Genomic DNA, 26,811 nt, shown 5'->3' on the forward strand with positions numbered 1-26,811 from the left:
GCAGGCTTCACTATAAGTTTTGGGGTAATGTTTTAGGTTCGTTAACTTTACCGCATTGCAACGACTACTTGCTCAAGTTATTTCGTGCTCATTCCTTACCGGACTCCCGTAAACCCGGCAACAATCGGAAATACAGGATAGAAGATGCCGTTCTGAGCGCCTTCTCGGTGTTCTTCACGCAAAGCCCGTCTTTTCTGGATTATCAGCGACGGATGGAAAAACTCCACAATCGAAATAACGCACAATCGATTTTTGGTGTTCATCAAATTCCTTCGACCAGCAAATCGGCAACTTGCTGGATCCCATTGCATCGGAAACACTCTATCCGGTGTTGGCCGAAGTAGGTGACAGATTGTACACACAAGGTTGCCTGAAGCCGTTCGTGAGTGTTGGCGGTACCCTATTGGTAGCGCTGGACGGCACCGATTCCTTCAGTTCGGAAAAAATTTCCTGTCCATGCTGTACCCAACAAACGCTGAAAAACGGTCAGATCTTATACCATCACACGCTGGTGACACCGGTCATTGTTGCTCCCGGACAAATTTCAAATGACCCCATGAACCATAAATAAAAATCGCCGCTATAATCCTGTAAGAACATGTGCTTTTTCTAGTCGTCTTTATACCGTAACACTATGAAAAATATAACTTATAACTCAATCATCATTGCGGTTTGCTTATCGTTGTCGGCATGCGCGCCGAAACGTTACTATACCGACAACAACATAACGACCCGCCCCCTCGCTTCAGGAACAAGTACCCAAACCCGCGTATCGGCAGCGGTTGAGGAATGGCGAAATAGCGGCGTCAAGGTTTCGGCTGGGCAGAATTATCGGGTTTCCGCTAAAGGACAATGGCGGACTTATCCGACCTGCAATTTTACCGGCCCCGACGGCATCGGTTTATACAAGGCGTGGTGCGATAATTCGCCGCTATTCCCTCCGATTATCGATGGTTACAGTCATTCGACTCTAATCGCCAAAATCGGCGAACAGGGAAAGCCTTTCGTAGTCGGTTCGGACGTCACGTTTACGGCATCCGAAAACGGCCCCTTAATGTTCAGAACTAACGACGTAATCAACGGCAACCACGACAACGAAGGTTATGTCGATGTCGAAATTGCCTTTGCCGATTCTAATCCTGCAATCGCATCACCAAATCCCGCAATGATCACCCTGCCGCCCGGGACCCAACAATTGTCGGCGTCATTGCCCACAGTGCAACCCATGTCGAACGCCGCCATTGATGCTATCGGCACGATACCGCTGCGCCGTACCGCTTTGCTCATCGGCAATAGCGCCTATGCCTTCAGCCCGTTAAAGAACCCGGTCAACGATGCCAAAGCCATGGCCGACTCTTTGAGCCGTTTAGGGTTTGAGGTCACGTTACTGCTTGATGGAAATCAGGAGCAAATGGAAGCGGCGATCGATAAATTCGGCCGGCAAATGAGTGCGGGTAAATTAGTCGGTTTATTCTATTTCGCCGGCCACGGCGTTCAGGTCGACGGATCGAATTACTTGATTCCTACCGATGCGGTCATCAAAAGGCAGTCCGATGTCCGCTATAAAGCGGTCAATATCGGACAAGTTTTGGGGGCCATGGAAGGCGAAGATAATTTACAAATCGTGATTTTGGATGCCTGCCGAGACAATCCGTTGCCGCGCAGTTTCAGGAATGCCGGCCGAGGCCTAGCCAAAATCGACGGTCCGAAAGGCACCATTATCGGCTTTGCAACCAGCCCCGGTTCGGTTGCCGCCGACGGCGAAGACGACAACGGAATCTATACCAAGCATTTGCTCAACCATATGCAAGTTCCCGGCCTCACGATAGAAGAAGTTTTCAAACGCGTCTTGCAAGGCGTCAATCAAGAAACCGGCGGCCAACAAATCCCCTGGATGGAATCGTCGTTTACCGGCAACTTTTTGTTTATACCGTAACGTTCATGAAGGCCTAGCCATCGCCCCGGCAAATGAAAGTTCTCTGGTGGCGGAGGGTGCGGTCACTCGCCCGACAGGACGCCGTGAATACGTCCATGTAGGCTCGACGGCGGCTCCCTGCCGCCGACGCCTGTCGATCGAGCAACCGCACCCTCTCTGGAACCGGTATTGCCAGCACAGAGCTTTGTATATCGAAAAATTAGATAAAGTGTCCAAATCTACGAACTTTCACAGTAATAAATCGTGACAACAACAAAAATGACGCCTATTCTTGACAAACCCGCTCAATTATTGTTGCATGCAATTTGATGGTTTTAATACTTCTCTTTTTATTCTTAAGGCCATACGTAAATATTTAGTCCCCCTCTTTGAAAAAGACGACTGAATGGATGCAGGAGGTAGGGCTCCAACAGGGAGGCGCTTTAGGCGACGCTGGGCAGAAAAAAGCTCCTGCATTTTCTGCATTCTTGACATCCTTGTCACTCAGCAGTTGCCGAGGGGTTAGGGGAGATTATTTAAATAAATCCCCCTTTTTCAAAGGGGGAGAAAATCATCGTGGCCATCCTTATTTTTTAACTCGACACGTCATACTGTCTTTGTACCAGTAATGAGACGTCACAAAAATAAGTAACGGCAGGGAGTCGCTATTTTTGCGAAAGATTTTTCCGGGCATCCTGCTTGAAAAATCAGCAAAAATTACGCGACTGCTAATGCCTTCGGCGGCCCCGATTCGCCCTGCGTCCGTGCCACTACGCCACATCCTCGTATACTCGATGCGGCTCCGTAGCACTCCCACAAATGGCTTTACGCCGTGTCGCGATGCCTTGTATTTTGCCTCCGCCTGCGCTATTCGCGCAGACTCCGGCAAAGCACCCGGCGCTACGGCTATCGGGGACTAAAAATCTTCACTTCGCTAGTGCTCCGTTTCCAAGATTTTCAGCGCTTGCATTAAGGCTCTATGCGCCTCAAAAGCTTGCCATCCATGGCACTGGATTCCGCCAGTCCATGGCGGAATGACGGGTTTCCGTTAACTTAATGGCAGTACCGTATCCAGACGGAAAAAGAAGAAAGATTGCCGGCAATTTCCCGCTGGTCACTAAATCACAAATCGCAAGCGCGCCAAGATTTTTCGCGAAAGCTGAAATGGGGTCCGTCCGATTTCAGCAGCGAAAAATTACTTGGCGATTATTGCCTTCGGCGGCCCCGATTCGCCCTGCGTCCGTGCCACTACGCCACATCATCGTAAACTCGATGCGGCTCCGTAGCACTCCCACAAATGGCTTTACGCCGTGTCGCGATGCCTTGTATTTTGCCTCCGCCTGCGCTATTCGCGCAGACTCCGGCAAAACACCCGGCGCTACGGCTATCGGGGACTAAAAATCTTCACTTCGCTGGCGCTCCGTTTCCAAGATTTTCAGCGAATGTGTATGCTTCACATCGTAATTTCTCAGGGATGGTTACACTGACCTCGAACTTTAAAACCACTCGGAGAAACCCCATGAAAACATTATCTATTTCACTGCTTGCATTGGCTTTGACTGCCGCCGCTTCGTCTTCCGCATTCGCCGAAGGTTCGAAAATCGAAAAATCCACGTTGATCAATGCGTCTAAAAATACCTTGACCAATACCCAAGCCATCGGCCGCAATTCTTTGGCCAATACCGGTTCAATCAGTATCGAAGGTTCTAAGGTCGAAAAATCGACTGTGATCAATGCGTCGAAAAATACACTGGCTAATACTCAGGCGATCGGCAGAGACAGCTCGGCCAACACCGGTTCGGTCGATATCAAGTAACGAATTCAAGCTTCGGATGTGAATAGATCACATTTATTCCGTGATTGCTTCACGCCGATAAACCCGAGGCCCGGTTACACTGACCTCGAACTTTAAAACCACCCAGGAGAAACCACATGAAAACATTATCGACTTCACTGCTTGCATTGGCTTTGACTGCCGCCGTTTCATCTTCCGCATTCGCCGAAGGTTCGAAAATCGAAAAGTCAACATTGATCAATGCGTCCAAAAATACCTTGACCAATACCCAAGCCATCGGCCGCAATTCTTCGGCCAATACCGGCTCGATCAGCGTCGAAAGTTCTAAGGTCGAAAAATCGACTGTGATCAACGCATCGAAAAATACTCTGACCAATACTCAGGCGATCGGCAGAGATAGCTCGGCCAACACCGGTTCGATCGATATCAAGTAAACCTTAACCCTTAAGGGAAACCGGTCCGATTATTCTATCCGTCCGGTTTCTCTCATAACGAGGAAGACGGCTATGTCACTCATTCGATTGTGTACTTTTTTACTCTTAATAGGATTGCCCGTTACGCCGCTTCTAGCCAACGATTTAGACGACGGCATCGGCATCGATGAAGACATCAACGACAACATACAGCTCCGTCCCAATATCGATTTTATTAAACGCAATGCCCTGGCAAAAGCGCGACGCAAAACCGATCAAAATTCCGGTTGCGGCGGAACCGGCAATCAAACCTTCGGTCCGGGCGCCAATTTGCAAAATGCCACCATTATCAACCTATCGGATAACAGACGCGCCAATTCGGTCTGCATCGAGCGAAGACGATAAGCATCCGGATGCCAAATTTTTAGAAACGAGGTCGTGTTATGAACAACTATAAACTCACTAGCGGTTTTCGCATCATTGGCTTGCCGCTCTTGCTCGTAGGCTGCGGTTTGAATCCGCAGAGTGCCGATATCGGACTCAACGAGACACTACCCGAAGCCAAGACCACAATCTATCAAAGCGCGGTTAACCGTTTAGGTTTGATGACCGAAATCTATAGTAACGAACCCGTCAAAATCATGGCCAAGGAAGTTTTCGACAATACCGGAACGTCCGTGGCAACAAGCGGTGAAATTCCGCGCGACATTACCGAGATGGTAAAAAGCACCCTGAACGGGATAGGCGGCAATGTGCTCTATATTCCTTACGAACCCGAATTCATGCTCAACACCGCGCAAACCGGTTATAGCGGCTATGAAGACAAGATCCTGCCGCAGGTCATTTTATCGGGCGGTATCACCGAGTTCGATCGAGGCTTGGTCACACAAGGCGACTCCTTCGATGTCGATATCGAGGTGAAGGAATACGGGCTCAATTTTACCGATCAAAATAAGTCCTCACTGGCCAGCGTCACGTTGGATTTCAATATGATCGATTTCAAAACGTTTACCGGCATTCCCAGAATACAGGCGATCAACGGCATCAAACTACATAAGGCGACCAAAGAGGACAGCATCGGTTTTACGATCAAAAGCGTCACGTTCGGCGCAAAAGGCGAAATCAAAAAAGTACAAGGCAGGCACGCGGCCGTCCGTTTGCTGGTTCAATTGAATATGATTCAATTGATCGGACGCTATCAAAAATTACCCTATTGGCGTTTGATACCCGGCGTCGAACCCGACGATGTCGTGATAGATCAAGTCCTAGCCGATTATTATTCGTTTACCCGTTCGGAACAAATAGCCAAGGTTCAGGAATTACTCTATCTGCATGGCTTCAGCGTGCAACCTACCGGTCAGATGGACGGCGCGACTCAAAGTGCATTACAAAATTTTGTTCAAAAACACGGCCTACCGGGAACCGATTTGAATCAAGAGCTTTATCTTGCCTTGTATGAAAACGTTCCTTTGAATCATGCCACCCGACAACTGCGAAAAAATCTGAAAGGACAGGGAAGCTTCCATTATGCCGCTCATGAGCCGATGACTTATAGCCCGCCGGCGCCCGCCCCGGCTCCGCAAACTTTTATCGACGCTTCGCCTACTCCCGGCTCGTTATCGCTTAGAACCAACAAATCCGAATACCGTATCGGCGAACCGATGCAAATCGATTTCACGGTCAGCGAACCGATGTACGTCCGCATCGTTCTGATCAATTCGGAAGGCAAAATCGACACGGTTTTCCCGAATATCTATCAACCCGATAATTATTGCTTACCTGGAAAAACCTACAGCATCCCCTCACCCGGCGCTGATTTCACTATCGATGTCTCGGGCCCGACCGGCACCGATAAACTCAGGGCTATAGCCTCTAAAAATCCGATTCCGGCCGAAGCATTGTATTTCACCAACGACGGTCAATTCGACGAATCCAGAATAGCGGCCAATTCGGTTAAAGCCGCACTCGACTATGTCATTCGATAAGGTGAGTATTATGAAAAAATTAACATTAATCTTACTTACCGGCCTGATTTTACAAGCCTGCGAAAATGCTCCGGTCAGACGCGAGGAAATGATTTCCGAACATCCGGAGTGGGACAAGGAAATGGTCGAAGTCATCAAAGCCGGCTATTTGGTTAAAGGCATGGATCAAGACCAAGTCAAAGCGGCTTGGGGAAGGCCTTGCTGGAGCTGTACAGGCACCACTTCCGGAGATTGGGGCGAAGCCTGGGAATATTCCACGCAAGTGGTATTTTTCGACAAAAACGGCAAAGTTACCCGTTGGGAACAAAAATAAACCAACCGTTTCAATGAGATGAAACTAAGACTATTGAAATTTATGAGGTTACTAACATGAAACTACATCACTCTATCACCGCCGCCAGCGGTGCCCTTTTGCTGGCTTTATACACCCTTAATACTCAAGCCGAACAAGTACGCATGTACGATGCTCCGCCAAGCGCCGAGGAAATGGGCAAAGTTCTGTTCGGAGGACAAACGAACGACACTCCGGGAACCATGAAAATGCGTTCTATCAATTTCCAACCCAAAAGGAATGAGCGAGCCGACGATTTCGCCACCGCCGAACGTGTCGAAGCGGAAAAAACCAGTATCGGTTTGCCGATTAAATTCGCCTATAACTCGGATGAAATTTTGCCCGAATCGCTTCCATTCTTGGAAGAAGTCGGAAAAATGATGACGATGTCCGATTTTGCCGACAAGCGCTTGATCATCGAAGGCCACACCGATGCGGTCGGGTCGGCCTCTTATAATCTGGATTTATCCAGACGCAGAGCTCAAGCCGTAAGAAATTATCTAGCGCGTAACTACGGCGTTTCCTCGAACCGGCTTACCACCAAAGGGCTCGGAAAATCCAAACCCTTGCCGGGCCGCGACCCGTTCGATGCGGTCAACCGCAGAGTTCAGTTTTATAGCGCGAATTAACAACGCGGCTTTTTTATACGATTCGTCATCAGGAAACACGCTATGACAACGCAAGGAATACAAACACCCGATTTCCGGCCCGGAAAACGGGCCGGCCGCCGATCTCTCACTATCGGTCTGAGCTTAAGCCTATCCGTTTTATTACCCTTACCGTCCGATGCTATTGCAGGCCAAGCGACGACCGGCAAAATCATCATCGACGGTGTCGTTTACGACGGCAGCGATGCGCGTATAGAACAAGGCTCCGGAGTTTTAGGCAAGGAACGCCGCGACGTCGGTCCGTTCCGGGCTATCCATGTTGCCGCCGGGATCGATATTAACTATCGTAACGGCCCGGCGCAAAGTATCGAGATCATCGGCGACCGAAACTTGATTCCTATTATCGAAACATCGGTTAGCGGCGGCCTATTAACGATCGCCGGACGTAAAAGTTATCAACAACATTTACCGCTGACTGTCGAAATTACGAGCCCCCGTCTGGACACCCTTGCTCTGCATGGCGCCGGCGATATTCGTCTAACCGCTCTCAGGCAAGAGTCGTTGGCTCTGACTCTCAACGGAAGCGGCAATGTGATCGCCGACGGACAGATCGACCGTTTCAGCGTGACCGTCAATGGCGCCGGCGATATCGATGCACAAAAACTTTTCAGTCAACAGGCCGATATCAAATTATCGGGTTCCGGCAATATTACAGTTACTGCACAGGAAACATTAAAAGCCTATCTGATCGGTAGCGGCGACATTACTTACTACGGACGTCCGGCACTCATCGAAAAACGCATAATCGGCAGCGGCGATCTGCAACCGGGAGATTAAATGAAACTCACATGGCGCGGCGCTTGGATCATTCTTGCCGGTTCCCTCCTGATACTCGCGAACGGTTCTGCACAAACCAATCAATTGGCGGGGATCACATTCAACGAATCGGAATCGCCGACAATCAAACCAAAAGCGATGACTAAGCCGGAACTCAAGACTAAAAAAGATCAATGGCATGAGTTGCACGGTAGTTTGAATAACCGGTATGTTTTTTTGATAGTGAAAAAAACCGGAGCTAGAGACGTCACCGGCTATTTATTCGACGGCAAAGGCAACAAAAAATACATTTACGGCGAATGGTTCAACCGAAATTTACAGGTGTACGATCAATCCAACAAGCTGTTGAATATTATTCTGTATCCTTAGATTTATACCCATCGCACTTCAAATTTCGGCATTGACGCATGGAGGCGCCGGGGTGTTCGGCAAAGGCTTTGACAGCAAGGATGCTGTCACAGAGCCTACATGGACGTATTCACGGCGTCCTTTGACGGACACCCCGGCGCCGAAATTTGACCAGCAAAGGGTATAATCATTTATTTTGCATTGATATTCTTTAATTTTTCCTACGACCTCTCTAAGAATTTCGTAACAAAAACTTCCCGATTATTCAACTTTCCTTCGCTACGCGTACCTTCATGCCGTTAACAGCAACTCCCAATTTGAAGATAAAAAAGGTGCGAGGGTATATTTGGCGATGATATCGGCGGCAGGGTAGATTTTTGCTCCATGCAAAATCTGCATTCACGCCATCCTTGGCATTCGAACCGCCGTCAAGCCCCCATAGATGGGTTTAGGCGTTCCTCGACAGGCATACTCCGCCCCTGAATAAAAGGCGAACTTTCTCAAACTGGAATCTTGATACCGTTAAGCACCGAATAATCCTTACCCAGATCAAACCATAAGGGCTTGTCTTAGCATTGGCGGGGTTACCATGGCATAAGCGCCAACTTAAGGAAGGAACGCGTCATTCCGCCAGGGATTGGCGGAATCCAGGGCCACGGATGGCAATGCGTAGCACCACTTCCATGCAACATGGGTATCGACAAGCCATACCGATATGACGAATAAAGCCATAAACGCACCATAGAATAGGCACTAAGTTGGCGCTTATGGTTACCATGGTACGCATAGCGTACCCTACGGGGGCATATAGCTAACAAGCGCGCCAAGATTTTTCGCGAAAGCTGAAATGGGGTCCGTCCGATTTCAGCAGCGAAAAATTACTTGGCGATTATTGCCTTCGGCGGCCCCGATTCGCCCTGCGTCCGTGCCACTACGCCACATCATCGTATACTCGATGCGGCTCCGTAGCACTCCCACAAATGGCTTTACGCCGTGTCGCGATGCCTTGTATTTTGCCTCCGCCTGCCCTATTCGCGCAGACTCCGGCAAAACACCCGGCGCTACGGCTATCGGGGACTAAAAATCTTCACTTCGCTAACGCTCCGTTTCCACGATTTTCAGCGTGCGACCTTGATACCGTTTATTGTCGCCTAGCGCGTAACCCGTATGCAGCAGAGTGGAATTGGAATGCGGGAAAGACGTGGCTTCGATCTTCTCTGTCTGATTAAAACGGAACTTGTACTCTCACTCCCCCCGAAAAGTTATGGTTGTTGACGAAGGAATGTGCTTGTACCGTATCGTAATTGACGAATGCCGAAATACCGTGCATGAACTGAGCGGAAACTCCCGCACTCATCACAATGTAGTCTCGGTCCGGTCTATCGGTGCGGATATTGAACCGTGTTTGCGTCGAGTCTTGGATAAAAAATGCTTGAATATTTCGTTGATCGTTTTTGAATTCGTGAATATATTCGGCTCTGGCCATCGGCACGATTATGGCCCAAGGCAGGCTTATCACATAATTGAGCTGTAAACCGGCTGCAGTCTGCATTGAATCGAAATCCTGTTCGTCGACATGCAACGCCCAACCAGCACCGCCCCGTTCATTCAGCGCATCCACTTGGCTGCTCGTGTAGTCGACACGAACTTGTGGAGTAATCGTTAGACCGCTGACGTTGAAATTATAACCGGTATTCATCGACACGTTAAACTCGCGGCCGGAGTTATCGCCTAGAGCATTGGTATTGATAGTCTCAGCGGGAACCGAATATTGAATGCGCCTTCTGGTCGCGTAATCGATGTGGCTACCGCTGAATATGCCGTCGATGAAAAAACCGTCTTCGGTATAAAACGAGGCGTATACCGCGCCGGTATAGTTATCGGCCTCCATTTCGCCAAGATTATTCCTATATCTCGACGTCGCATTGTTATAACCAAACGCCATACCCATCAGGAAGTTATCGGTAAACCGGTAGTCCATACCGACGGTTCCTCCATGCGTATCGAGATTATAGCCGGCTTCGTTCGCCGTAGTGCGACGGTCGCCAAAACCGATATTGCCGTTAACGAACACTCCGAGCCGCTCATAGCTATCGCCGCCGGCTGCTCCTTTGTTCTGATAATCTCCCCAATTGGCCAATTGGTTGGACGACGCCGGATTGCCGTTACTGTCGAGCATCAGGCCGCTAATGTTCAAGCCTCCGCCTTGCCTACCGCTTCGTATCGCACTGATGCGGTTACTGAGAAAACCGAACTGAGTGCTGTTCATTTCCAGCGACATCGACTTTTGTGCTGCAGTTTGCTCGGACGTTACTCGTGTCATGATTCCGCTGGGAAAACCCACTTGTGCGACGTTATTACACCGAGCCTGCAATTCGCTTCCGAGACGACCATCATTCGGAGGGCAAATTGCAATAATAGTGTTCCTGACAAAATCCCGGTTATCTTCGGTCGCATATGTATCGTGACTCATTATTCCAACTAATAAAGGCGCCGTACATAACGCCAACCCTTTAGAGTCTCGTATTAGATTTTTACTTTTTTTCATTACTCCCCCTACGATTTAATTGCTAAAAAAGCCTGAATTATTATATTTTTAATGTTATTTAACAGAGGCTTATCTATTATATTTAAGGTTATTTTTTTTATTATTTAGTGGAAATTTAATGCTTATGCCATGCATCAAGGCTCGTTTCGATTAAGCAATACACCTACTTTTAATCCTTGATTACTAAAAAATCAAAAACTATTTCGGCACAAAGAAAAACTCCCCTGACTCATGCCCCGCATGATTAACCGGCGCGTATTGCGGAACTTGCTCGATACCGTAACGGGCTGCTATCGCTACGATATTGGCCGATACATTCCGGTACAATTCCTGGCCTTCGAGCAAAGAATCGTTGCGATCCAATGCCTTGATGAAGGAGGCTGCGAATACCGAATGCTCGCCTCCGCCGCCATCCATCACCGGTTTCAATCCGCCCGAAGTCATTACGGTCCGGGACCGGGCTTTGAGCATCGCTTTCAGCCATTCGGATTTCTTTTCGGGACTCATGCCGGCATCTAAACGCGCCAGTGAAGAACGGGTCATCGCACCTGAGTAACAAGAATCGGCAACGACCATAACGTGTTTTGCGGACATTGCATTTAAAATATCGGTGATCGAAATGGTCGAAATCCAATTTGCGTTATTGTCGGCTTCGGCATCGACCGGCAACCAATGCCCGCGCATGTTGACTTGATCCAACTCGCCATGGCCGGCATAGTAGATCAGTAAATTATCTTTTTCGGTCAGCTTGGCCCGCATTTCATTCATCGCCGACAAAATTTGATAACGGTTTGCGTCGATCAATACCTTGGTCTTGAAACCGTATTTTTCGCGAAGAACCCGGTCGACCGCTCGCGCATCGTTGACCGGCGTATCGAGAGACGGAATTTTCTGATAACGATTGTTTCCGATGATTAGTGCATGATAATGGCCGAAATCCAAATCTTTCCATGGGCTGACAGTCTGCAAGCGGGTAATGTCTTCTTTACCGCGTTGACTATCGCTTATCGGGCCTTCCAAGGTCATTTTGAATTCGAGGCTTTCGCGTGCGCCGTTGTTATCGACCGCGACAATTCTGACCGGCGTTTCCTGAGCAGTAATGGCGATGCTGCTGTTAAAAAGGCCCCGTTCGTCGAGACGGCTTTTTACATCGTTGATCAATACCGACAACATACCCGCCGGCGAACTAGCCTTACCGATGATTTCCCGTTCTTTGACTGCAGAGCGCAACGTTACGGTCGGCACTCCGCGCATCCGGACGAAAGGCGGATCGATAATTTCGATCACAGGTTTTTGCGCCGCTGCCACGGTCACCGAAGACTTTTGTAATTGCTGGATTTCTTGTTCGTATCTTTTCTTGTCGGCTTCGAGGCTTGCAATCTGATCGGCCATGAGCCGTTCACGGTTTTCTTTTTCTTGTAAGTCCTTTTGAATTTTCTGCAGGGCATCCTGGTGTTTTCGTTCGATTGTGTCCAATTGCTGCGTATCGCCGGCCGTCGGAGTGGCAGACACGGGACTCTTGGCCGACAACAATTCTTGCTCGGTTTTTGCTAATTGCGCCTCGGCGTTAACTAATTTAAGCTGGATTTCGCCGGCTTCGGTCGTCTGTCTTTTGAGTTGGCTATAGATTTGATTGGCCCGGTTTTCGGTTTCCTGCAATTTACTGTTGAGTTGGTCGACTTCTTGACGATACTGCTTTTCAAGATTGCCGACCTGAGCCGCGTAAGACGATAATTCCCGTTCCGCATCTTGCAATTTCCTTTTTAAATCGGCGATGGCCGCATTGTCGCCTCGGCCGATAGCCGCATCTAATTTCGACTGGGTATTGTTGCGCTCGTCTAAGTAGCGTTGCAGTTTTTGTTGGCTTTCCTGTAATTGGCGCTGCGTTTTCGCGAGTTCGCCCGATAAGCGTCTTGCCTCATTGCGGCTGTTGTTGAGCTCGGCTTTGAGCCATTTGATTTCCTCCAACAAGCCTTCATCCGGCGAGGTCTGTAGAGTTGCCGCATAGGGAAGATCTTTATCGTCGAGTCCCGAGGCTTTCTGGTACCATTCCATAGCAGCGGCGGAGTCCTGCTCGACACCAAGCCCCTTTTCATAGAGATAACCGAGACTTAATTGCGCTCGCTTGTTGCTCTGCTCGGCCGCCCTTTTAAACCATAACGCCGCGCTTTGATAATCCGGCTGCGTTCCAAGCCCTTTTTGAAAAATTTCCCCGACATAGGCCTGAGCTTCGGCATCTCCCTCTTGAGCGGCAGGGAGCCATAAGTTCAAAGCGGTCGCATAATTCGAACGATCGAATGCGACATAATCGCCGCCCCGAATTTCGCAGTCCAGCGCGGTGGTCTTGATCGGAATCTTGGCCGTTAAAAAGGTCATCATCCGGCCCATTCTTCTAATTTGCCCGGGCAGGAGACAATCGACGATATAAAGTTTATCGGCATCGCGCATCTGTTCCACTTTCGCAAAATCCGCCGCGCGCTCCTTGACCCCGGCGGAATCTGCCGTACAAGCGGCCAACACTACGATTGTCATTGAAGCTAATAAGGGAAACGGTTTCATAGTTTAAGCCGAATCAAAATTATCAATATAACGTGAACATAAAATTCAGATCTTCTCAGGGTTCTTTAGATTATCTTTAGCCATACCTAATAGTCATGGCTATTAAGTTCAGTTTGGGTTCCTACAGAGAACTATGAAAACCGGGCTCCAACCACAAAGCGATGTTAAGACAAAACACATTACCGACAAATATTCATTATAAATATTGGGATTTTGCGCGCATTTTCACAAAAAATAATATTAGTACTAATTTTTAAATCATGCTAGAAACAAAATAGCCGATCAGTTCAGACAAACCTCATATAAAATCAGTCCACTCAACGGTATTAGTACGCTCGACTTAAAACGGCAAAGCGATAAGTTTCAAAATTTGGGAAAATTTTTTAGGGAAAATTCGGCAATCGATGCGGAAAGCTTATTGGAGAGAGAAGGGGAAAAGACATAAGCGCCAAATTAGCGCTTATTTATGGTGTGTATATGCGGCTTAATTCGTCATCTCGGCTGAACTAATCCATGGATGAAGCTACGGCCATCCCTAGCACTGAATTACGCCAATCCCGGGCGGGGAATAACGCGTTTTTTCCTAAAGTTGTCGAAATGGGAAAACAGGGAGTTCAGACCATCCTTGGTCACAATGTCAAAAGCAATAAGAGAATGGATAGCTCAAATACAACCTATCCGAGCAAAAATTTATTCACTATTAACTGCTAACTATACCCATCGCAGATCAAAATTCGGCGCCGGGGTGTCCGTCAAAGGACGCCGTGAATACATCCCTGTAGGCTCTATGCCAGCTCCATGCTGGCAAAGCCTTTGCCGCACACCCCGGCGCCTCCTCAGGTACTGCCGAAATTTGAAGCGCGAAAGGTATAAAATTAAGCATAGTTTCTACCATAAAATATTTCAGCCATTTCCTGCTGCAATTGCTCTTGTATTGCTTCCTTTTCTTCTTCGCTGAACGCGCTTTCTTTTTCGAACAAATAATTTTCCAACTCGGTTTCTTTCAACATCATCTTGGTATGGAAAAGATGCTCTTGATAGACATTAACGTCGATCATCTGATATTTTTCGCGCGTATCTTCCGAGATATATTTTTGAATCGACGTAATATTATGATCGATATAATGCTTTTGCCCCGATACATCTCGTGTAAAGCCACGGACTTTATAGTCCATGATCACAATATCGGATTCAAAACTATGAATCAGATAATTTAATGCTTTCAACGGCGAAATTTGACCGCAAGTCGATACATCGATATCGGCACGGAATGTACTGATCTCGGTATCGGGATGACATTCCGGATAGGTATGTACAGTGATATGGCTCTTGTCCAAATGCGCTAGCACGGTTTCGGGCAGCGGCCCTGGCGATTCGCTGTTGAGCTGCTCGGCATCGACTTCATTGTCCATGCCTTCGGAAATCAACATCGTGACACTTGCACCTTGCGGATCGTAATCTTGGTGCGCGATATTAAGGATGTTTGCGCCGATAATTTCGGCAACATCTTTTAATATTTGTGTGAGGCGATCGGCATTATAGGCTTCATCGATATAATCGATATAAGCTTGCTTCTGTTCCGCAGGCGTATAACAAACATCGTAAATATTAAAGCTAAGCGACTTCGTTAGATTGTTAAAGCCGTGTAATTTTATTTTTTTCAAAATTTATTAAACCTCGATCACTTCAAAATCGTGGGTAATTTCTGCCGTCTTACCCAGCATGATGGATGCGGAACAATATTTTTCCGCCGATAATTTTATCGCGCGTTCTACAGCATTCGCTTTAAGTTCACGTCCGGTTACGACAAAATGTAAATGAATTTTTGTGAATACGCTGGGTATCGATTCCGCACGTTCCGCCGCTAATTCGACACGACAATCGACGATGTCGTTTCTGCCTTTCCTCAAAATGTCCACGACATCGAAAGACGAGCAACCGCCTAATCCGAGCAAAATCATTTCCATCGGCCGCGCCCCCATGTTACGTCCGCCATGGTCTGGTGAACCGTCCATGACTACAGCATGTCCGCTACCGGTTTCGCCAACAAACATCACACCGTCAACCCATTTAACTTTCGCTTCCATCTGTCTATACCGACTCAATAAAAGTGGCATAGATTACCACACCAGGCTAAATTTAAAAGATTATCATTGTTGATTTTTTTACAAAAATGCGGCACTGTTAGCGGAATTTTTTTTACAACATAGTTAGAGGATGATTAGTTGTTATGACCCCTAGTAAGCTAAACCCGGCATATAGAGATGCATTGGAGCCTTTTTTACACTTGTGCCATACCAAGTCCTACCCGGCTAAAACCACCATCATACGTCCCGGCGATACCGGTGACCGTCTCTATTTTATTATCGAAGGCTCTGTCAGTATCGGTGTCGAAGACGAAGATGGTCGTGAATTGATCCTTGCTTATTTAAACAAACACGACTTTATCGGCGAAATCGGTGTATTTAAGCCGACCGACACTCGAGAAGTCAGTGTTAATACACGAACGCCCTGCAAATTGGCGGAAATCGGTTATGAAAGGCTAAAACAAGCCTTAAAAAAAGAATTGCTGGAATATGCCCCCGAAATCCTGTCCATGCTCGGCGAACAATTAGCGTCTCGCCTTTTGATCACCAGCCGTAAATTTCGCGATCTAGCCTTCATGGATGTGGAAGGCCGTATCGCTCGCACCCTTCTCGACCTAGCAAAAGAACCGGATGCCGTTACTCACCCGGACGGCATGCAGCTGCGCATCACCCGCCAAGAAATCGGCCGGATTGTCGGTTGTTCTCGGGAAATGGCCGGAAGAGTGCTCAAAGAACTTGAAGATAAAGGTTTGATTACCGCCCACGGCAAAACCATCGTCGTTTTCGGCACCCGTTGAAGTACTCGTTATTTCATTGATGGTTGATATGTGTCTTTGCGGTTCGGGACTACTGTACGAACAATGCTGCCGAACTTACCATAACGGTAGCCGCTTTGCCGAAACCGCCGAAATCTTAATGCGTTCGCGATTTACCGCCTATGCCTACCAAGATGATTCGTATCTTTTAGCAACTTGGGACAATACTAAAAAACCTCAGTCTATCGATTTTTCCAAAGATAAAACGGTTTGGACCAAACTCGAAATCGTCAACGTCAAAAAGGGCGGTAAAAACGACACTAAAGGCTTAGTGGAATTTAAAGCCCATTTTAAACTGGATGACGAAGATCAAGTCATGCATGAACTTAGCCGTTTCAAAAAATCCGGCGGTCGCTGGTATTATTTGGACGGACTGGTTAAATCAATCGGCCAACCGAAAACGGAAAGCGGCCAAGGCAAAAATGCCCCCTGCCCCTGCGGCAGCGGAAAAAAATTCAAACGCTGCTGCGGACAAAATTAACGCAACTTTTTTCGCCTAATTCAGTCTCATTTCGACATCCATCATAACAGGGGACCGCAATGAATCAGCATTTAGCAGCAATCAGAGCTTACCACGACGCATTAGCGATTCCGCAAGCCGAGCACGGAGCGCCCGTTGATATTTCCGATATGGATATTATTCTACGTCAGGCTTTACTGATGGACGGCGGCAGCGAAACCTTTAAGGCGATCAAATCCGGCGAAATGGCTGCTATCTTGGCCGGCTTGACCGATCTCGCTTATTACGCAGTCGGCGCGATCGCGCTTTCGGGGAATGATGTCAGCGATGAACCGGTGGATTGGCGGCACGACGGCTTCGTGCTATCGGTCATGACCTTGCTGTCTAAGGAAATCGATCGATGTAAAGACGGCGATCCGAAAAACTATTCGGCACTCTATTGCTTATGTGCTCACTTAACCAAAGCCTTTTTGAATGCCGACTTTAACGGCGCCTTCCAGTGCGTTCACGCCAATAACATGGCCAGACTGAATGCAATAAAAAACGCCGATAGGCTAACTCAATTACAATTACCGAAAGCGCCGGATTTGAGCGAATTTATGTACGAATAACGAAGCTAAACCGAAATTGCCGCCTTGATATGCGCGTGAGCCTGGTAATCGAGCATCTCAAAGTCTTCGTAGCGATAATCGAATATCGATTCGGGCTTGCGTTTGATCGCTAAGCGCGGCAAGGGATAAGGCTCGCGTGTCAATTGTAATTTGGCCTGCTCCAGATGATTCAAATACAGATGGACATCGCCGCCGGTCCAAATAAAATCGCCAACCTCTAAACCGCTCTGCTGCGCGGCCATATGCGTCAACAACGCATAACTGGCGATATTGAACGGCAACCCCAAAAAAGTATCGCAGCTGCGCTGATACAACTGACAAGATAGTTTTCCGTCGGCAACATAAAACTGAAACAAGGCATGACAAGGCGCCAATGCCATTTTTCCGTTGGCGACGTTTTGCTGCGGACTGAGTTTTTCATCGGGCAAATCGGCAACATTCCAGGCCGAAACGATCATGCGCCGGCTATTGGGATTGCTTCTTAATTGCTCGATTACTGTAGCGATCTGATCGATATACGTTTTATCCGGAGACGGCCATGATCGCCATTGATAACCGTACACCGGCCCCAAGCCACCGCCGCCATCGGCCCACTCGTCCCAAATCGTCACTCCGTGCCGATGCAAATAATCCAAACGGGTATCGCCCTGCAAAAACCAAAGCAATTCATGAATGATCGATTTCAAATGAACTTTTTTGGTCGTCACCAACGGAAATCCGTCCGCCAACGAAAAACGCATTTGATGACCGAAAATCGATAAAGTACCGCTACCGGTTCTATCGCCTTTCAACGTCCCTTCGGTTAATATTTTTTCCAATAAATCCAGATATGGCTTCATGCGGTTTTTCTGTGAGCCCAGTAGAACATAAATCCGCCGATTATTATCATCGGCGTCGATAGGATCTGCCCCATCGTGACCCAATCCAACATCAAATAACCCAGATGTGCATCGGGCATGCGGAAAAACTCGACAAAAAACCTAAAGCAGCCGTAAAGCATCACAGCCAAACCGGTCGCCGCCATTGTCGGCCTCGGTTTGCTGCTATATATCCAAAGCACGACGAACAACACCACCCCTTCAAGAAACGCTTCGTAAAGCTGCGAGGGATGACGGGGCAAAGGTCCGGCATTCGGAAACACCATTCCCCAAGGCACATCGGTCGTTCGTCCCCACAATTCGGCATTAATAAAATTGCCGATACGACCCGCACCCAATCCGATCGGCGCCAGTGGTGCGATGATGTCGGTTAATTGCAACATGGTGCAATTATGTTTACGCCCGAAAATCCACATCGCGACAAACACGCCGAGCATACCGCCATGAAAGGACATGCCGCCCTGCCAAATTTTGTAAATGATGCTCGGATCGTTCAAAAACTCGCTGAAGTTATAAAACAAAATATAACCCAATCGTCCACCGAGTATGACCCCTAGTGCGCCATAAGTAACGAGGTCTTCGATCGCTTCCGGTTTAATCGGCGACCAGGGTTGTTCGGCTCTTTTTTTGCCCAACACCCAAACAGCGGCAAATCCGATCAAGTACATCAAGCCATACCAATGGACTTTTACGGGACCCAGACTGAACGCAACAGGATCGATATTAGGATAAGTCAGCATTTTTCTCGATAGGTAATGATTAACGGCCTTCCATTATACATGTCTTCCGCCGCATCCCGATAAGCACAAGTAACTCTCTATTGTCATTAAATATTCAATAAACTTTCACCGATTTGTCATATTCCGCTGTTATCTTGCCAAATTGTGCTCAAACAACTCCTTTGATACTGAAAATTCGCGCGACCTCATTTTTAAGTTTGGGGTGAGCCGAAATATGGACTTTCAACGGTAATTCAAGACATTAAATGGAGATTAAATTGCCAACCCTAAACGAACTATGTCAAAAAATCCGGCCCGGTAAAATCGCTCCGGATTTTTTATTACCGGAAGTAGAAGGAATGCCGGTAACTTTTTATGAACAATATTGTGGTCAAAGCCCGGTCGTAATCGTATTTTCCGCCATTCAAGTAGAACTCTTGCAATATGCGCCGCTAGCAGATCATACCAAGCTAATCGGAGTATTTTCCGGAAAGCAAAATCATCAGATCGATTCCCCATTTCCAATACTTCAGGATGACGGGCGCTTGACACAGGCTTTTTTAAACGCCTCACAGGTAAGCGAACCGCTGGTATTGATATTGCGCCCTACCTTGACCGTTTTTGCCTGCCTTGAAAATCCCACCCTCAACGAAATAGAACACATACTCGATGCGATCCCGGCACAATACTCCACAGTTTGTAATGAAAGCGCCCCGGTCTTAATAGTTCCCGAAGTGCTGCCCTCTTCGTTATGTACACAATTGATTGCTGCTCATGAAGCGGATAACTTTGATAGCGGCATGGTGCGCATGGTCGCCGGGGAACCGACACTCATCCCCGATGCCAGAACTAAAATTAGACGCGATCATCGCTTAAACGATCCGGATTTGGTTCAAGCTGTAAACGACGCATTAGTCGAGCGATTATTGCCGGTTATTGCCCGCGCCTTTCATTATCAGGTGACCCGACTGGAAGGTTATAAAGTCGTGGCTTACGATGCAATCACCGGCGGTTATTTTCGCCTGCACAGGGACAATGTGACGCCGGATGCCAAACATCGGCGTTTCGCATTATCGCTGAATTTAAACGACGATTACACGGGAGGCGAAATCGTTTTTCCGGAATTCGGAGCTAAACGTTACCGTCCACCGGCAGGAGGCGGGTTAGTGTTTTCCGGCACCTTACTGCACGCCGCTTCCGATGTCACTGCCGGAAAACGGTATGTGTTGCTGACGTTTATGTGGGGGGATGATGTTAGCGGTTAGCGGTTAGCGGTTAGCGGTTAGCGGTTAGCGGTTAGCGGTTAGCGGTTAGCGGTTAGAAAATTGTAACGGTAATCATGCATCTGTCAAATTCCAAAACTTCTTTCATGATTGATCGTTTAACCTAACGATCATGAGGAAGCCGTCATCAACCCGGCAAATCAAAGTGCGAGGAGTGGGTTAGTGTGCGGTGACTCGCTTGACAGTACGCCGTGAATAAGTCCTTGTAGGCTTGACGGCGGCTCGAACGCCAAGGATGGGATGGCGTGTAGTAGGGCACCAACAGAAGGCGCTTTAGGCGATGCAGGGCAGAAAAATCTGTCCTGCCGCCGACACCTGTCGGTCGAGCAACCGCACCCTCTTCGGAATCGGCATTGTTTTTCATATCGAAAAACTAGATAACGAGTCCAAATCTACGAACTTTCACACTAAAAAGCAGTTGACATGTGTTGAAGACCCGTTCGTGCTGATCCAAAGCGAAGCATGAGCGGATTCCACATGCCGGTCACTAGTTGGGCATTCTAAATCCCGTCCACCCTTCGACTCGGCTTAGGGCGAACGGGATTTAGAATGCCCAACTTATTTTTTTAGGATCAAAGTTTCTTGGCGCGCTTTGGCGATGGGACGATCGACGGCATCGGCTTGTTAATCTTTTGCCTGAGTTCATCGGCCTCTGCTTTGAATTGATCTATCTCCTCAAAGCCGTTTTGCTCCCGAACCGCTTGACGCAGTTCTTCTGCGTCCAATTCTTCCTTGATTTCGGCCTTGACTTTGGCCACAGTATTTTTCGCCTTGCCTACCCAAAAGCCCGCAACGCGGGCCACTTTCGGCAGTTTCTCAGGCCCTATGACCAACAATGCGACCAAACCGATCATGCACAGTTCGGTAAAACCGATATCGAACATAATGGGATTTAGACTTTGCTTTGATGTTGCAATTCGACCGAATCTTCCACTTTTTCGGACTCGTCTTTGCTTAATTGTTTATCGTCTTCGCCTTCCTTGACCGAATTGCGAAAACTCTTGATCGCGACACCCAAATCGGAACCTAAATTTCTAACGCGTTTGGTGCCGAATAAAAGAATCACGATGACCATGATGATGACTAATTGCGTAACGCTGATGCCCATTGCATCTCCCGGCTAAAAGCATTTTAAAAAAATGGGCGTCCTTGCCCACTAGTCTTTCCTTTAGAAAATGACTAACTAACGATCTCTTTATAAACCGACCACGCCGCCGTCTTCACGCGTAACGACCAATGTCGCTGAGCGCGGACGCGGACCGCTAGGACTGTGGGTTACTATCGCATCGCCAGGATGTCTGTAAACCGCGCCGCTATCCGGCCAGTTGCTGGTGAATGCACCCGGTTGCGAACGGTCGCCCGGATGTTGGAAGTTGACGAACAAGGTTTTGCCGTCCGGTGTCGAGACAACGCCGGTGGTTTCCTGATCGTTCGGTCCTGCTAGGAAACGCTTGATTTCGCCGGTTTCCGGGTTGGCCGCCAGCATTTGGTTGGCGCCGAATGGGCCGGACGCTTGTTGCGAGCCGCTCATGTCGGTTTGAATCCACAGCGTACCGAATTGGTCGATCCACACACCGTCCGCGCTGGCGTGGATGTTATCCGGCGTCAATGCTGGACCGCCTTGTTCCGGCAATACTTGGCTGTCGCCTTCCGTACCCGACAAGACAAAGATATCCCATTCGAATTTGGTCGCCCAAGAACGGTTACCTTGTTCGCGCCAGCGGATGATATGGCCGTAGGGATTCGGTCCGCGCGGATTGGCTGCATCGATTGGATTATTACCATTCTCATCCGTACGTGAACTGTTGTTGGTCAGCGTCATATAGACTTCGCGGGTTTGCGGATGTACTGTACCCCACTCAGGTCTATCCATTTTCGTCGCACCGACGACATCGGCCGCCAGACGCGTGTTGACTAAGACATCGGCTTGATCCGCGAATTCGACGCCGGCAGCGGCAGCTGCGGCTTGAAACTTCGGATCGTTGATGTCCAAGGCCAGCCATTCGCCGGTTCCGTCGTCGTTGAAGCGGGCGGCGTACAAGATGCCTTCGTCCAGCATGTCGCCGTTGGATTTTTTGCTGTAACGCGCTTTGGTGACGAATTTATAGATATATTCGTTACGTGCATCGTCGCCCATATAGAAAGTAACCGGCTGACCCAACTGCGGCGGAGACAACCACGCGCCTTCGTGCGCGAAACGGCCCATCGTAGTACGTTTAATCGGCGTACTGTTCGGATCGAACGGATCGATTTCCAGCACCCAGCCTTGCGTGTTCGGCTCGTTACGGTAATCTTCAGTCGCATCCGCACCTTTAGGCGTGGCATCGAAGCGGATGTATTGATCTTCGCCGCTTTGCGCGGTTTCCCAACGGTAACGGCTGTTGGCGGTAGGCACGCCAAAGCGGCTTTGTTCTCTCGGCCGGCTCAACGACAGGTCTTCTGCAATACCGGCTTGTGCCAACAAGGCGCCGAATTCGCCTTCCAACACGCGATCTGTGTCGTTAAATGTATTACCGGTTTGCGAATAAACCAAGTTGGTGACTTTTTGATCGAAGAACTCGTCGAAAATACCTATGATACGGTTGGTTTCCGGATAGAAACGCGCAAAGTAACGGCCTTGTACAAAGGACGTTTTACGGCCCGGGTAAAGAGCGGATTGCGAGTCTTCGAACCAGTTCAACAAGGCTTCCGCGCGGGCCAATTGCACGCGGCTGACAAAATAGCCCGCCCAGTTTTCTTCGCAGGTCAAATAAGTACCCCAAGGCGTGTAACCGTGCGCGCAGTTATTGATCGTGCCGCGCGCCATCGTGCCGTCCGGGCTGTATTTGGTTTTAACCAAATCGCTGCCGCGTACCGGGCCGCGAATTTCGGCAGGCGTGCCGGCCGTGACACGGCGGTTGTACGAACCGTTGACCACGCCCCACTCGCCGCTGATCGAATTTTTTTGGATCTCGACCACACTGACGCCGTGCGCGGCGATCTCTTTTCTGACTTCGTCGGTCGGACGTTGACCGGCAACGAAAGTTGGGCCGGCTGCATGAAATACGCGTTGATCGACATACTCATGGTTCACGCACAAAAGACCGTGACCGTTCGGATCGTCTTGCATCGGGAAATAATGCATGCCGTCGTGATGCGAGCCGACTTGTTGTTCTTGCTCTTCGCCGGTGTTGCCTTCAACCGATTTGAATTCCGGATAGCTGCCAGTGATCGGAGTACCCCAAGGAATCAGGGCTTGCGCTTTATAACCGTGCGGGAGGGTTGCGGTATCGGAACGCGTGACCGGAATCGCATCGAACCCTAAAGTAGGCTTCAATGCAAAAGGCTGTTTGCCATTTGACAATGCGGCTGGCGGCAGTTTTTTTGGGTTAGCCGCTTCGGCTATATTACCCATACCGGAAGCGCCGAAAACGCCGGCTACTGCAGCTGTCAAACTGCCGCTCAGCACTTGGCGGCGCGACAGTCTTTTTTCCAAAATCGTCGCGAAATGCGGGTTGTCCGAATGATTACTCATTGGCTCGTCGCCATTATCCATCTCAATCATCGGCTGTTTATTATCGCTCATGTAATGCCTCTCTCTTCGCTTAATCAAGGTTAAGGTGAGCGGTCACTATAATGAGGACATGTGAAAAAATGATGAAGATTTAGTGACTCTTAAATGACGAAAGCGTTACCGTGCAAGACTTAATCGATAATTGACAAGCATCAGTGAATCAACCCACTGGCTAATTCACTGCCATTAAGTTAAGGCGTCACAAAAATAAGTAATGCTTGCATTCAAGCTCTAATGTGCCTCAAAAGCTTGCCATCCATGGCACTGGATTCCGCCAGTCCATGGCGGAGTGACGGATTTCCTTAACTTAATGGCAGTGAGTGGCTAATTGGGTTAACTTTGTTTTGTACTAACTTTTCTTATTAGGCTTATACATTTTCATTGGCTATCACTTTTGATTTCCATTCACTCAATGTTCATCCCAAATTGATCGACCGGAACCGGTTTACCGAAAAAATACCCCTGAAACACGATGCATCCTTTTTCAACCAAAAACGTCAACTGCCGTTCGGTTTCAACTCCTTCGGCAACAACTTTCAGACCCAGGTTGCCTGCCATCGCAAGGATGGTTTCGACAATGACTGCGCTGTTTTTATCGACATCAATATTTTTGACAAAACGCTGATCGATCTTCAATTGGCTGAGCGGAAATTGCGTCAAGTAGGCCAGCGACGAATAGCCGGTACCGAAATCGTCGATCGAAATCGCGATACCCAATTCCATCAATGCCTGCATTTTTTCTATAGTGTCGTTGATATCCTGCATCAACACACTTTCGGTTATTTCAATCATTAACCGACTTGATTCGATATCGGCTTGCACAATGGCTCGCCTAACATTAGTCACGAAATCTTTTTGCCGAAATTGTTGCGAACTCACATTAATCGAAACATAGGCATAGTCCATACCGGCTTGTTGCCATAGTTTAATCTGGCTACACGCAGCCTCGATAACCCAAGCGCCTATTTGCTGTATCATGCCCGTTTCCTCGGCGATGGGAATAAATTCGTTCGGGGCAATCAGTCCCTTATCCGGATGATTCCAACGAATCAACGCTTCGGCGCTGATTATCCGGCCGTTTCTATCGACCTGAGGTTGAAAATAAAGCGTAAATTGTTGTTGCTCTATCGCCATTCGTAGCGCATTTTCGATCTGTAAGCGTTTATCGGCAGCTTCTTGCATGCTTCGATCGAAAAAACTGATGGTATTGCGACCTTTTTCTTTCGACCGGTACATCGCGGTATCGGCCTGTTGCAGTAAATCGGTCGCCGCCAATTGGCACCGACCGGAAAATAAGGTAACGCCCATGCTGGAACTGAAATAATGCTCGTTGCCTTTGATTAAATAGGGCTCGTTCAACTTGCTCATAATTTTTTCGGCAAGATTTAAAATTTTTTGAGTCGCCTCATCTTGACGATCGGTATCGGTATGTACCAAGATAACGAACTCGTCGCCGCCGAGTCGAGTCGGCGTATCCTCTTGTCGTATCGATTGCTTCAAACGTTTGGCTACTTGGACCAACAACTCATCGCCGGTTTGATGCCCCATCGAGTCATTCAATACCTTGAATCGATCTAAATCCATATACAAAATCGCCGCATAAGTATTTTTTCGTTTGGCTTGTATCAATACCTGTTCGATTCTTTCGAGTAACAGTCTGCGATTCGGTAAATCAGTCAACGGATCGTAAAAAGCCAATTGCGAAATATATTCCTCGAATTTTTTCTTCTCACTCAGATCGGTAAACACCGCAACATAATGCGTGGTTTCGCCCCGGTTGTTTTTAACCGCAGTAATGCATTGCCAAATCGGAAAAATCGAACCGTCCTTACGGCGATCCCAAATCTCGCCTTCGAATCGACCGTCGATTTGCAATTGCCGCCATAAGTCCTCATAAAATAATTGATCGTGTTGATCGGAGTGCAGAATATTCGGATTTTTGCCGATCACTTCTTCGGCAGCATAGCCGGTCACTGTCGTGAATGCTTGATTGACACGTAAAATTGTCGCGTCAGGGTCGGTAATCATGATCCCTTGCAAGCTTTCGAAAGTAATCGCAGCCAGGTGCAGTTCTTCTTCGGCTTCTTTATGTTCGGTCACATCCATCCATGCGCCGAACACTTCATCGATTTGCCCCGTCGATGTTCGGGTCATAATCGATTTGTCATGTATCCAACGATAGGTGCCGTCTTTATGCCGAAACCGGTATTGATGATTTAACTGTCCGGTTTCTTTTAGTTGTTCCATTAATTCGATAGTCTGCTCACGGTCGTCCGGATGCAGGCGATCGATCCATAAACTATCATTGCTGTACCAATCGGCAGGTGCAAAGCCGGTAATGCTTAAGAAGGCGTCGCTTATAAATGTCGTTCTATAGGGATATCGGTCATGGCCGGTAAAAAGCAGAGTGTATATCGCTGCCGGCGTGACGTTGACGACATGCTTGAAACGTTGTTCGCTTTCCTGAAAAGCTTGGTTACTCTGTTGCAGCAACTCAACCGTTTTATCTAAATCTTGATTGAGCCGCTTGAGTTCATTTTGTATTTTTAAGTTATATCGAATTTCGTCCTGTAACAGAGAATTAGCTTTCAATAATTCCGATGGGCTCGGAATCAATAGCGCTTTCGGTATTAAGGGCCAAAGCATTACGGCCGCTACCACCGAGACACCTGCAGTCAGTGCATCGATAATGCCTGACAATCCGTAAACGGGTCTCCAGATCGTTACGACATGCATGACATGCGTCGTGCCACAGGAAAAAATAAACAAGCTGAATAGCAATAATATGCCTTTGAATTCGACTTGCTTACGCTTATAAACGAAATAAAGCAGCGCAACCGGAATTGAAAAATAAGCCAAGGCGATCACGATGTTCGCCGTTACAGTTAACCATAGCAAGCCGGGTTGCCACAGGAAGCAATTACCGTGCGGCATTAAATCTGCGCTGCCGAATAAAAATTTCATCAGTTCTTGCATAATGGCTATCCGTTTATTGATTTACCGAATCTTAGAAACAACATGATCGGCAATTTATTTTATTACGGTTATTAAGGTTTATTAATACGC

25 protein-coding genes are annotated in these 26,811 nt (G+C 48.2%); 14 read left to right on the forward strand and 11 right to left on the reverse strand.

Annotated features, from left to right (window positions below):
- Positions 1-95: 95 nt before the first annotated feature.
- Positions 96-263: a hypothetical protein gene (locus METBU_RS28180; protein ID WP_186005685.1), complete on the reverse strand. Its 168-nt coding sequence runs from the start codon at positions 261-263 to the stop codon at positions 96-98.
- Between the two features lie 29 nt (positions 264-292).
- Here METBU_RS28180 and METBU_RS25370 point away from each other — a divergent pair, with 29 nt between their 5' ends.
- From METBU_RS25370 to METBU_RS0115225, 10 genes are all read left to right on the forward strand, one after another.
- Positions 293-571, forward strand: a complete 279-nt coding sequence (locus METBU_RS25370; RefSeq protein WP_017841442.1) for a hypothetical protein — start codon at positions 293-295, stop codon at positions 569-571.
- A gap of 63 nt (positions 572-634) precedes the next feature.
- Positions 635-1,936 carry a caspase family protein gene (locus tag METBU_RS27075; RefSeq protein ID WP_017841443.1) on the forward strand — a complete coding sequence of 434 codons (1,302 nt, stop codon included), beginning with the start codon at positions 635-637 and terminating at the stop codon, positions 1,934-1,936.
- A gap of 1,498 nt (positions 1,937-3,434) precedes the next feature.
- Positions 3,435-3,731: a hypothetical protein gene (locus tag METBU_RS0115190; protein WP_017841444.1), complete on the forward strand. Its 297-nt coding sequence runs from the start codon at positions 3,435-3,437 to the stop codon at positions 3,729-3,731.
- Between the two features lie 116 nt (positions 3,732-3,847).
- On the forward strand, positions 3,848-4,144 hold the full coding sequence (locus METBU_RS0115195; RefSeq protein WP_017841445.1) for a hypothetical protein: 297 nt from the start codon (positions 3,848-3,850) through the stop codon (positions 4,142-4,144).
- 72 nt (positions 4,145-4,216) lie between these two features.
- Positions 4,217-4,528 (forward strand): hypothetical protein, encoded by a 312-nt coding sequence (locus tag METBU_RS0115200; protein WP_017841446.1) that lies wholly within the window; start codon positions 4,217-4,219, stop codon positions 4,526-4,528.
- A gap of 38 nt (positions 4,529-4,566) precedes the next feature.
- Positions 4,567-6,108: a DUF4384 domain-containing protein gene (locus tag METBU_RS0115205; protein ID WP_017841447.1), complete on the forward strand. Its 1,542-nt coding sequence runs from the start codon at positions 4,567-4,569 to the stop codon at positions 6,106-6,108.
- A gap of 10 nt (positions 6,109-6,118) precedes the next feature.
- Positions 6,119-6,421, forward strand: coding sequence for a hypothetical protein (locus tag METBU_RS0115210; protein WP_014146553.1), 303 nt, complete (start codon positions 6,119-6,121; stop codon positions 6,419-6,421).
- Between the two features lie 56 nt (positions 6,422-6,477).
- Complete coding sequence (locus METBU_RS25375; protein ID WP_017841448.1) at positions 6,478-7,068, forward strand: OmpA family protein; 591 nt, start codon at positions 6,478-6,480, stop codon at positions 7,066-7,068.
- 42 nt (positions 7,069-7,110) lie between these two features.
- Positions 7,111-7,884 (forward strand): head GIN domain-containing protein, encoded by a 774-nt coding sequence (locus tag METBU_RS25380; protein ID WP_017841449.1) that lies wholly within the window; start codon positions 7,111-7,113, stop codon positions 7,882-7,884.
- Entirely contained in the window at positions 7,885-8,253 is a 369-nt protein-coding gene (locus tag METBU_RS0115225; RefSeq protein ID WP_014146550.1) for a hypothetical protein, read from the forward strand.
- Between the two features lie 1,204 nt (positions 8,254-9,457).
- Here METBU_RS0115225 and METBU_RS0115235 read toward each other — a convergent pair.
- The 4 genes from METBU_RS0115235 to METBU_RS0115255 form a co-directional block, all read right to left on the reverse strand.
- Positions 9,458-10,780, reverse strand: coding sequence for an autotransporter outer membrane beta-barrel domain-containing protein (locus METBU_RS0115235; RefSeq protein ID WP_083877750.1), 1,323 nt, complete (start codon positions 10,778-10,780; stop codon positions 9,458-9,460).
- Positions 10,781-10,978: 198 nt separating this feature from the next.
- Entirely contained in the window at positions 10,979-13,339 is a 2,361-nt protein-coding gene (locus tag METBU_RS0115240) for a caspase family protein (RefSeq protein WP_017841452.1), read from the reverse strand.
- 875 nt (positions 13,340-14,214) lie between these two features.
- Entirely contained in the window at positions 14,215-15,003 is a 789-nt protein-coding gene (speD, locus tag METBU_RS0115250) for an adenosylmethionine decarboxylase (RefSeq protein WP_017841454.1), read from the reverse strand.
- Positions 15,004-15,009: 6 nt separating this feature from the next.
- A complete protein-coding gene (locus METBU_RS0115255; RefSeq protein WP_017841455.1) occupies positions 15,010-15,426 on the reverse strand; it encodes an OsmC family protein in 417 nt (138 codons plus the stop codon).
- 143 nt (positions 15,427-15,569) lie between these two features.
- On the opposite strand from METBU_RS0115255, the gene crp reads away from it, so the two are divergent.
- Genes crp through METBU_RS0115270 form a run of 3 tightly spaced genes read left to right on the forward strand, consistent with a single transcriptional unit; the run spans position 15,570 to position 17,312 of the window.
- A complete protein-coding gene (crp, locus tag METBU_RS0115260) occupies positions 15,570-16,223 on the forward strand; it encodes a cAMP-activated global transcriptional regulator CRP (protein WP_014146545.1) in 654 nt (217 codons plus the stop codon).
- Between the two features lie 19 nt (positions 16,224-16,242).
- The gene (locus tag METBU_RS0115265) at positions 16,243-16,722 is read left to right on the forward strand and encodes a YchJ family protein (protein ID WP_017841456.1); all 480 of its coding nucleotides are present in this window, start codon (positions 16,243-16,245) and stop codon (positions 16,720-16,722) included.
- 59 nt (positions 16,723-16,781) lie between these two features.
- Positions 16,782-17,312: a nucleoside triphosphate pyrophosphohydrolase family protein gene (locus METBU_RS0115270; protein WP_017841457.1), complete on the forward strand. Its 531-nt coding sequence runs from the start codon at positions 16,782-16,784 to the stop codon at positions 17,310-17,312.
- Between the two features lie 5 nt (positions 17,313-17,317).
- On the opposite strand, the gene thyA is transcribed toward METBU_RS0115270, so the two are convergent.
- Both thyA and lgt read right to left on the reverse strand, forming a co-directional pair.
- Positions 17,318-18,151, reverse strand: a complete 834-nt coding sequence (gene thyA / locus METBU_RS0115275) for a thymidylate synthase (RefSeq protein WP_017841458.1) — start codon at positions 18,149-18,151, stop codon at positions 17,318-17,320.
- Complete coding sequence (gene lgt, locus METBU_RS0115280) at positions 18,148-18,930, reverse strand: prolipoprotein diacylglyceryl transferase (RefSeq protein WP_017841459.1); 783 nt, start codon at positions 18,928-18,930, stop codon at positions 18,148-18,150. The genes thyA and lgt overlap by 4 nt, the downstream gene beginning before the upstream one ends.
- A 257-nt stretch (positions 18,931-19,187) precedes the next feature.
- Here lgt and METBU_RS0115285 point away from each other — a divergent pair, with 257 nt between their 5' ends.
- Positions 19,188-20,174, forward strand: a complete 987-nt coding sequence (locus METBU_RS0115285) for a 2OG-Fe(II) oxygenase (RefSeq protein ID WP_201764866.1) — start codon at positions 19,188-19,190, stop codon at positions 20,172-20,174.
- Between the two features lie 590 nt (positions 20,175-20,764).
- On the opposite strand, the gene tatB is transcribed toward METBU_RS0115285, so the two are convergent.
- The 4 genes from tatB to METBU_RS0115310 form a co-directional block, all read right to left on the reverse strand.
- Positions 20,765-21,076, reverse strand: a complete 312-nt coding sequence (gene tatB / locus METBU_RS24335; RefSeq protein ID WP_017841462.1) for a Sec-independent protein translocase protein TatB — start codon at positions 21,074-21,076, stop codon at positions 20,765-20,767.
- Between the two features lie 8 nt (positions 21,077-21,084).
- A complete protein-coding gene (tatA, locus tag METBU_RS0115300; protein WP_014146537.1) occupies positions 21,085-21,300 on the reverse strand; it encodes a twin-arginine translocase TatA/TatE family subunit in 216 nt (71 codons plus the stop codon).
- A gap of 87 nt (positions 21,301-21,387) precedes the next feature.
- A complete protein-coding gene (locus METBU_RS25385; RefSeq protein WP_017841463.1) occupies positions 21,388-23,757 on the reverse strand; it encodes a PhoX family protein in 2,370 nt (789 codons plus the stop codon).
- 393 nt (positions 23,758-24,150) lie between these two features.
- The gene (locus tag METBU_RS0115310; protein WP_017841464.1) at positions 24,151-26,721 is read right to left on the reverse strand and encodes a sensor domain-containing protein; all 2,571 of its coding nucleotides are present in this window, start codon (positions 26,719-26,721) and stop codon (positions 24,151-24,153) included.
- Positions 26,722-26,811 lie beyond the last annotated feature (90 nt).

This window comes from Methylotuvimicrobium buryatense 5G (assembly GCF_000341735.1).
In the GTDB taxonomy this organism is placed as follows: Bacteria; Pseudomonadota; Gammaproteobacteria; order Methylococcales; family Methylomonadaceae; genus Methylotuvimicrobium; species Methylotuvimicrobium buryatense.

Excerpts from the sequence above, each read along its gene's own strand:
- lgt (WP_017841459.1), bottom strand. The coding sequence starts at position 18,930 with ATGCTGACTTATCCTAATATCGATCCTGTTGCGTTCAGTCTGGGTCCC.
- METBU_RS0115255 (WP_017841455.1), bottom strand. The coding sequence starts at position 15,426 with ATGGAAGCGAAAGTTAAATGGGTTGACGGTGTGATGTTTGTTGGCGAA.
- tatA (WP_014146537.1), bottom strand. The coding sequence starts at position 21,300 with ATGGGCATCAGCGTTACGCAATTAGTCATCATCATGGTCATCGTGATT.
- METBU_RS0115265 (WP_017841456.1), top strand. The coding sequence starts at position 16,243 with ATGGTTGATATGTGTCTTTGCGGTTCGGGACTACTGTACGAACAATGC.
- METBU_RS25380 (WP_017841449.1), top strand. The coding sequence starts at position 7,111 with ATGACAACGCAAGGAATACAAACACCCGATTTCCGGCCCGGAAAACGG.
- METBU_RS0115310 (WP_017841464.1), bottom strand. The coding sequence starts at position 26,721 with ATGCAAGAACTGATGAAATTTTTATTCGGCAGCGCAGATTTAATGCCG.
- tatB (WP_017841462.1), bottom strand. The coding sequence starts at position 21,076 with ATGTTCGATATCGGTTTTACCGAACTGTGCATGATCGGTTTGGTCGCA.
- METBU_RS0115210 (WP_014146553.1), top strand. The coding sequence starts at position 6,119 with ATGAAAAAATTAACATTAATCTTACTTACCGGCCTGATTTTACAAGCC.
- METBU_RS28180 (WP_186005685.1), bottom strand. The coding sequence starts at position 263 with ATGAACACCAAAAATCGATTGTGCGTTATTTCGATTGTGGAGTTTTTC.
- METBU_RS0115225 (WP_014146550.1), top strand. The coding sequence starts at position 7,885 with ATGAAACTCACATGGCGCGGCGCTTGGATCATTCTTGCCGGTTCCCTC.
- METBU_RS0115195 (WP_017841445.1), top strand. The coding sequence starts at position 3,848 with ATGAAAACATTATCGACTTCACTGCTTGCATTGGCTTTGACTGCCGCC.
- METBU_RS0115240 (WP_017841452.1), bottom strand. The coding sequence starts at position 13,339 with ATGAAACCGTTTCCCTTATTAGCTTCAATGACAATCGTAGTGTTGGCC.
- METBU_RS25375 (WP_017841448.1), top strand. The coding sequence starts at position 6,478 with ATGAAACTACATCACTCTATCACCGCCGCCAGCGGTGCCCTTTTGCTG.
- METBU_RS27075 (WP_017841443.1), top strand. The coding sequence starts at position 635 with ATGAAAAATATAACTTATAACTCAATCATCATTGCGGTTTGCTTATCG.
- METBU_RS0115235 (WP_083877750.1), bottom strand. The coding sequence starts at position 10,780 with ATGAAAAAAAGTAAAAATCTAATACGAGACTCTAAAGGGTTGGCGTTA.
- METBU_RS0115200 (WP_017841446.1), top strand. The coding sequence starts at position 4,217 with ATGTCACTCATTCGATTGTGTACTTTTTTACTCTTAATAGGATTGCCC.
- METBU_RS0115190 (WP_017841444.1), top strand. The coding sequence starts at position 3,435 with ATGAAAACATTATCTATTTCACTGCTTGCATTGGCTTTGACTGCCGCC.
- METBU_RS0115270 (WP_017841457.1), top strand. The coding sequence starts at position 16,782 with ATGAATCAGCATTTAGCAGCAATCAGAGCTTACCACGACGCATTAGCG.
- METBU_RS25385 (WP_017841463.1), bottom strand. The coding sequence starts at position 23,757 with ATGAGCGATAATAAACAGCCGATGATTGAGATGGATAATGGCGACGAG.
- METBU_RS0115205 (WP_017841447.1), top strand. The coding sequence starts at position 4,567 with ATGAACAACTATAAACTCACTAGCGGTTTTCGCATCATTGGCTTGCCG.
- crp (WP_014146545.1), top strand. The coding sequence starts at position 15,570 with ATGACCCCTAGTAAGCTAAACCCGGCATATAGAGATGCATTGGAGCCT.
- thyA (WP_017841458.1), bottom strand. The coding sequence starts at position 18,151 with ATGAAGCCATATCTGGATTTATTGGAAAAAATATTAACCGAAGGGACG.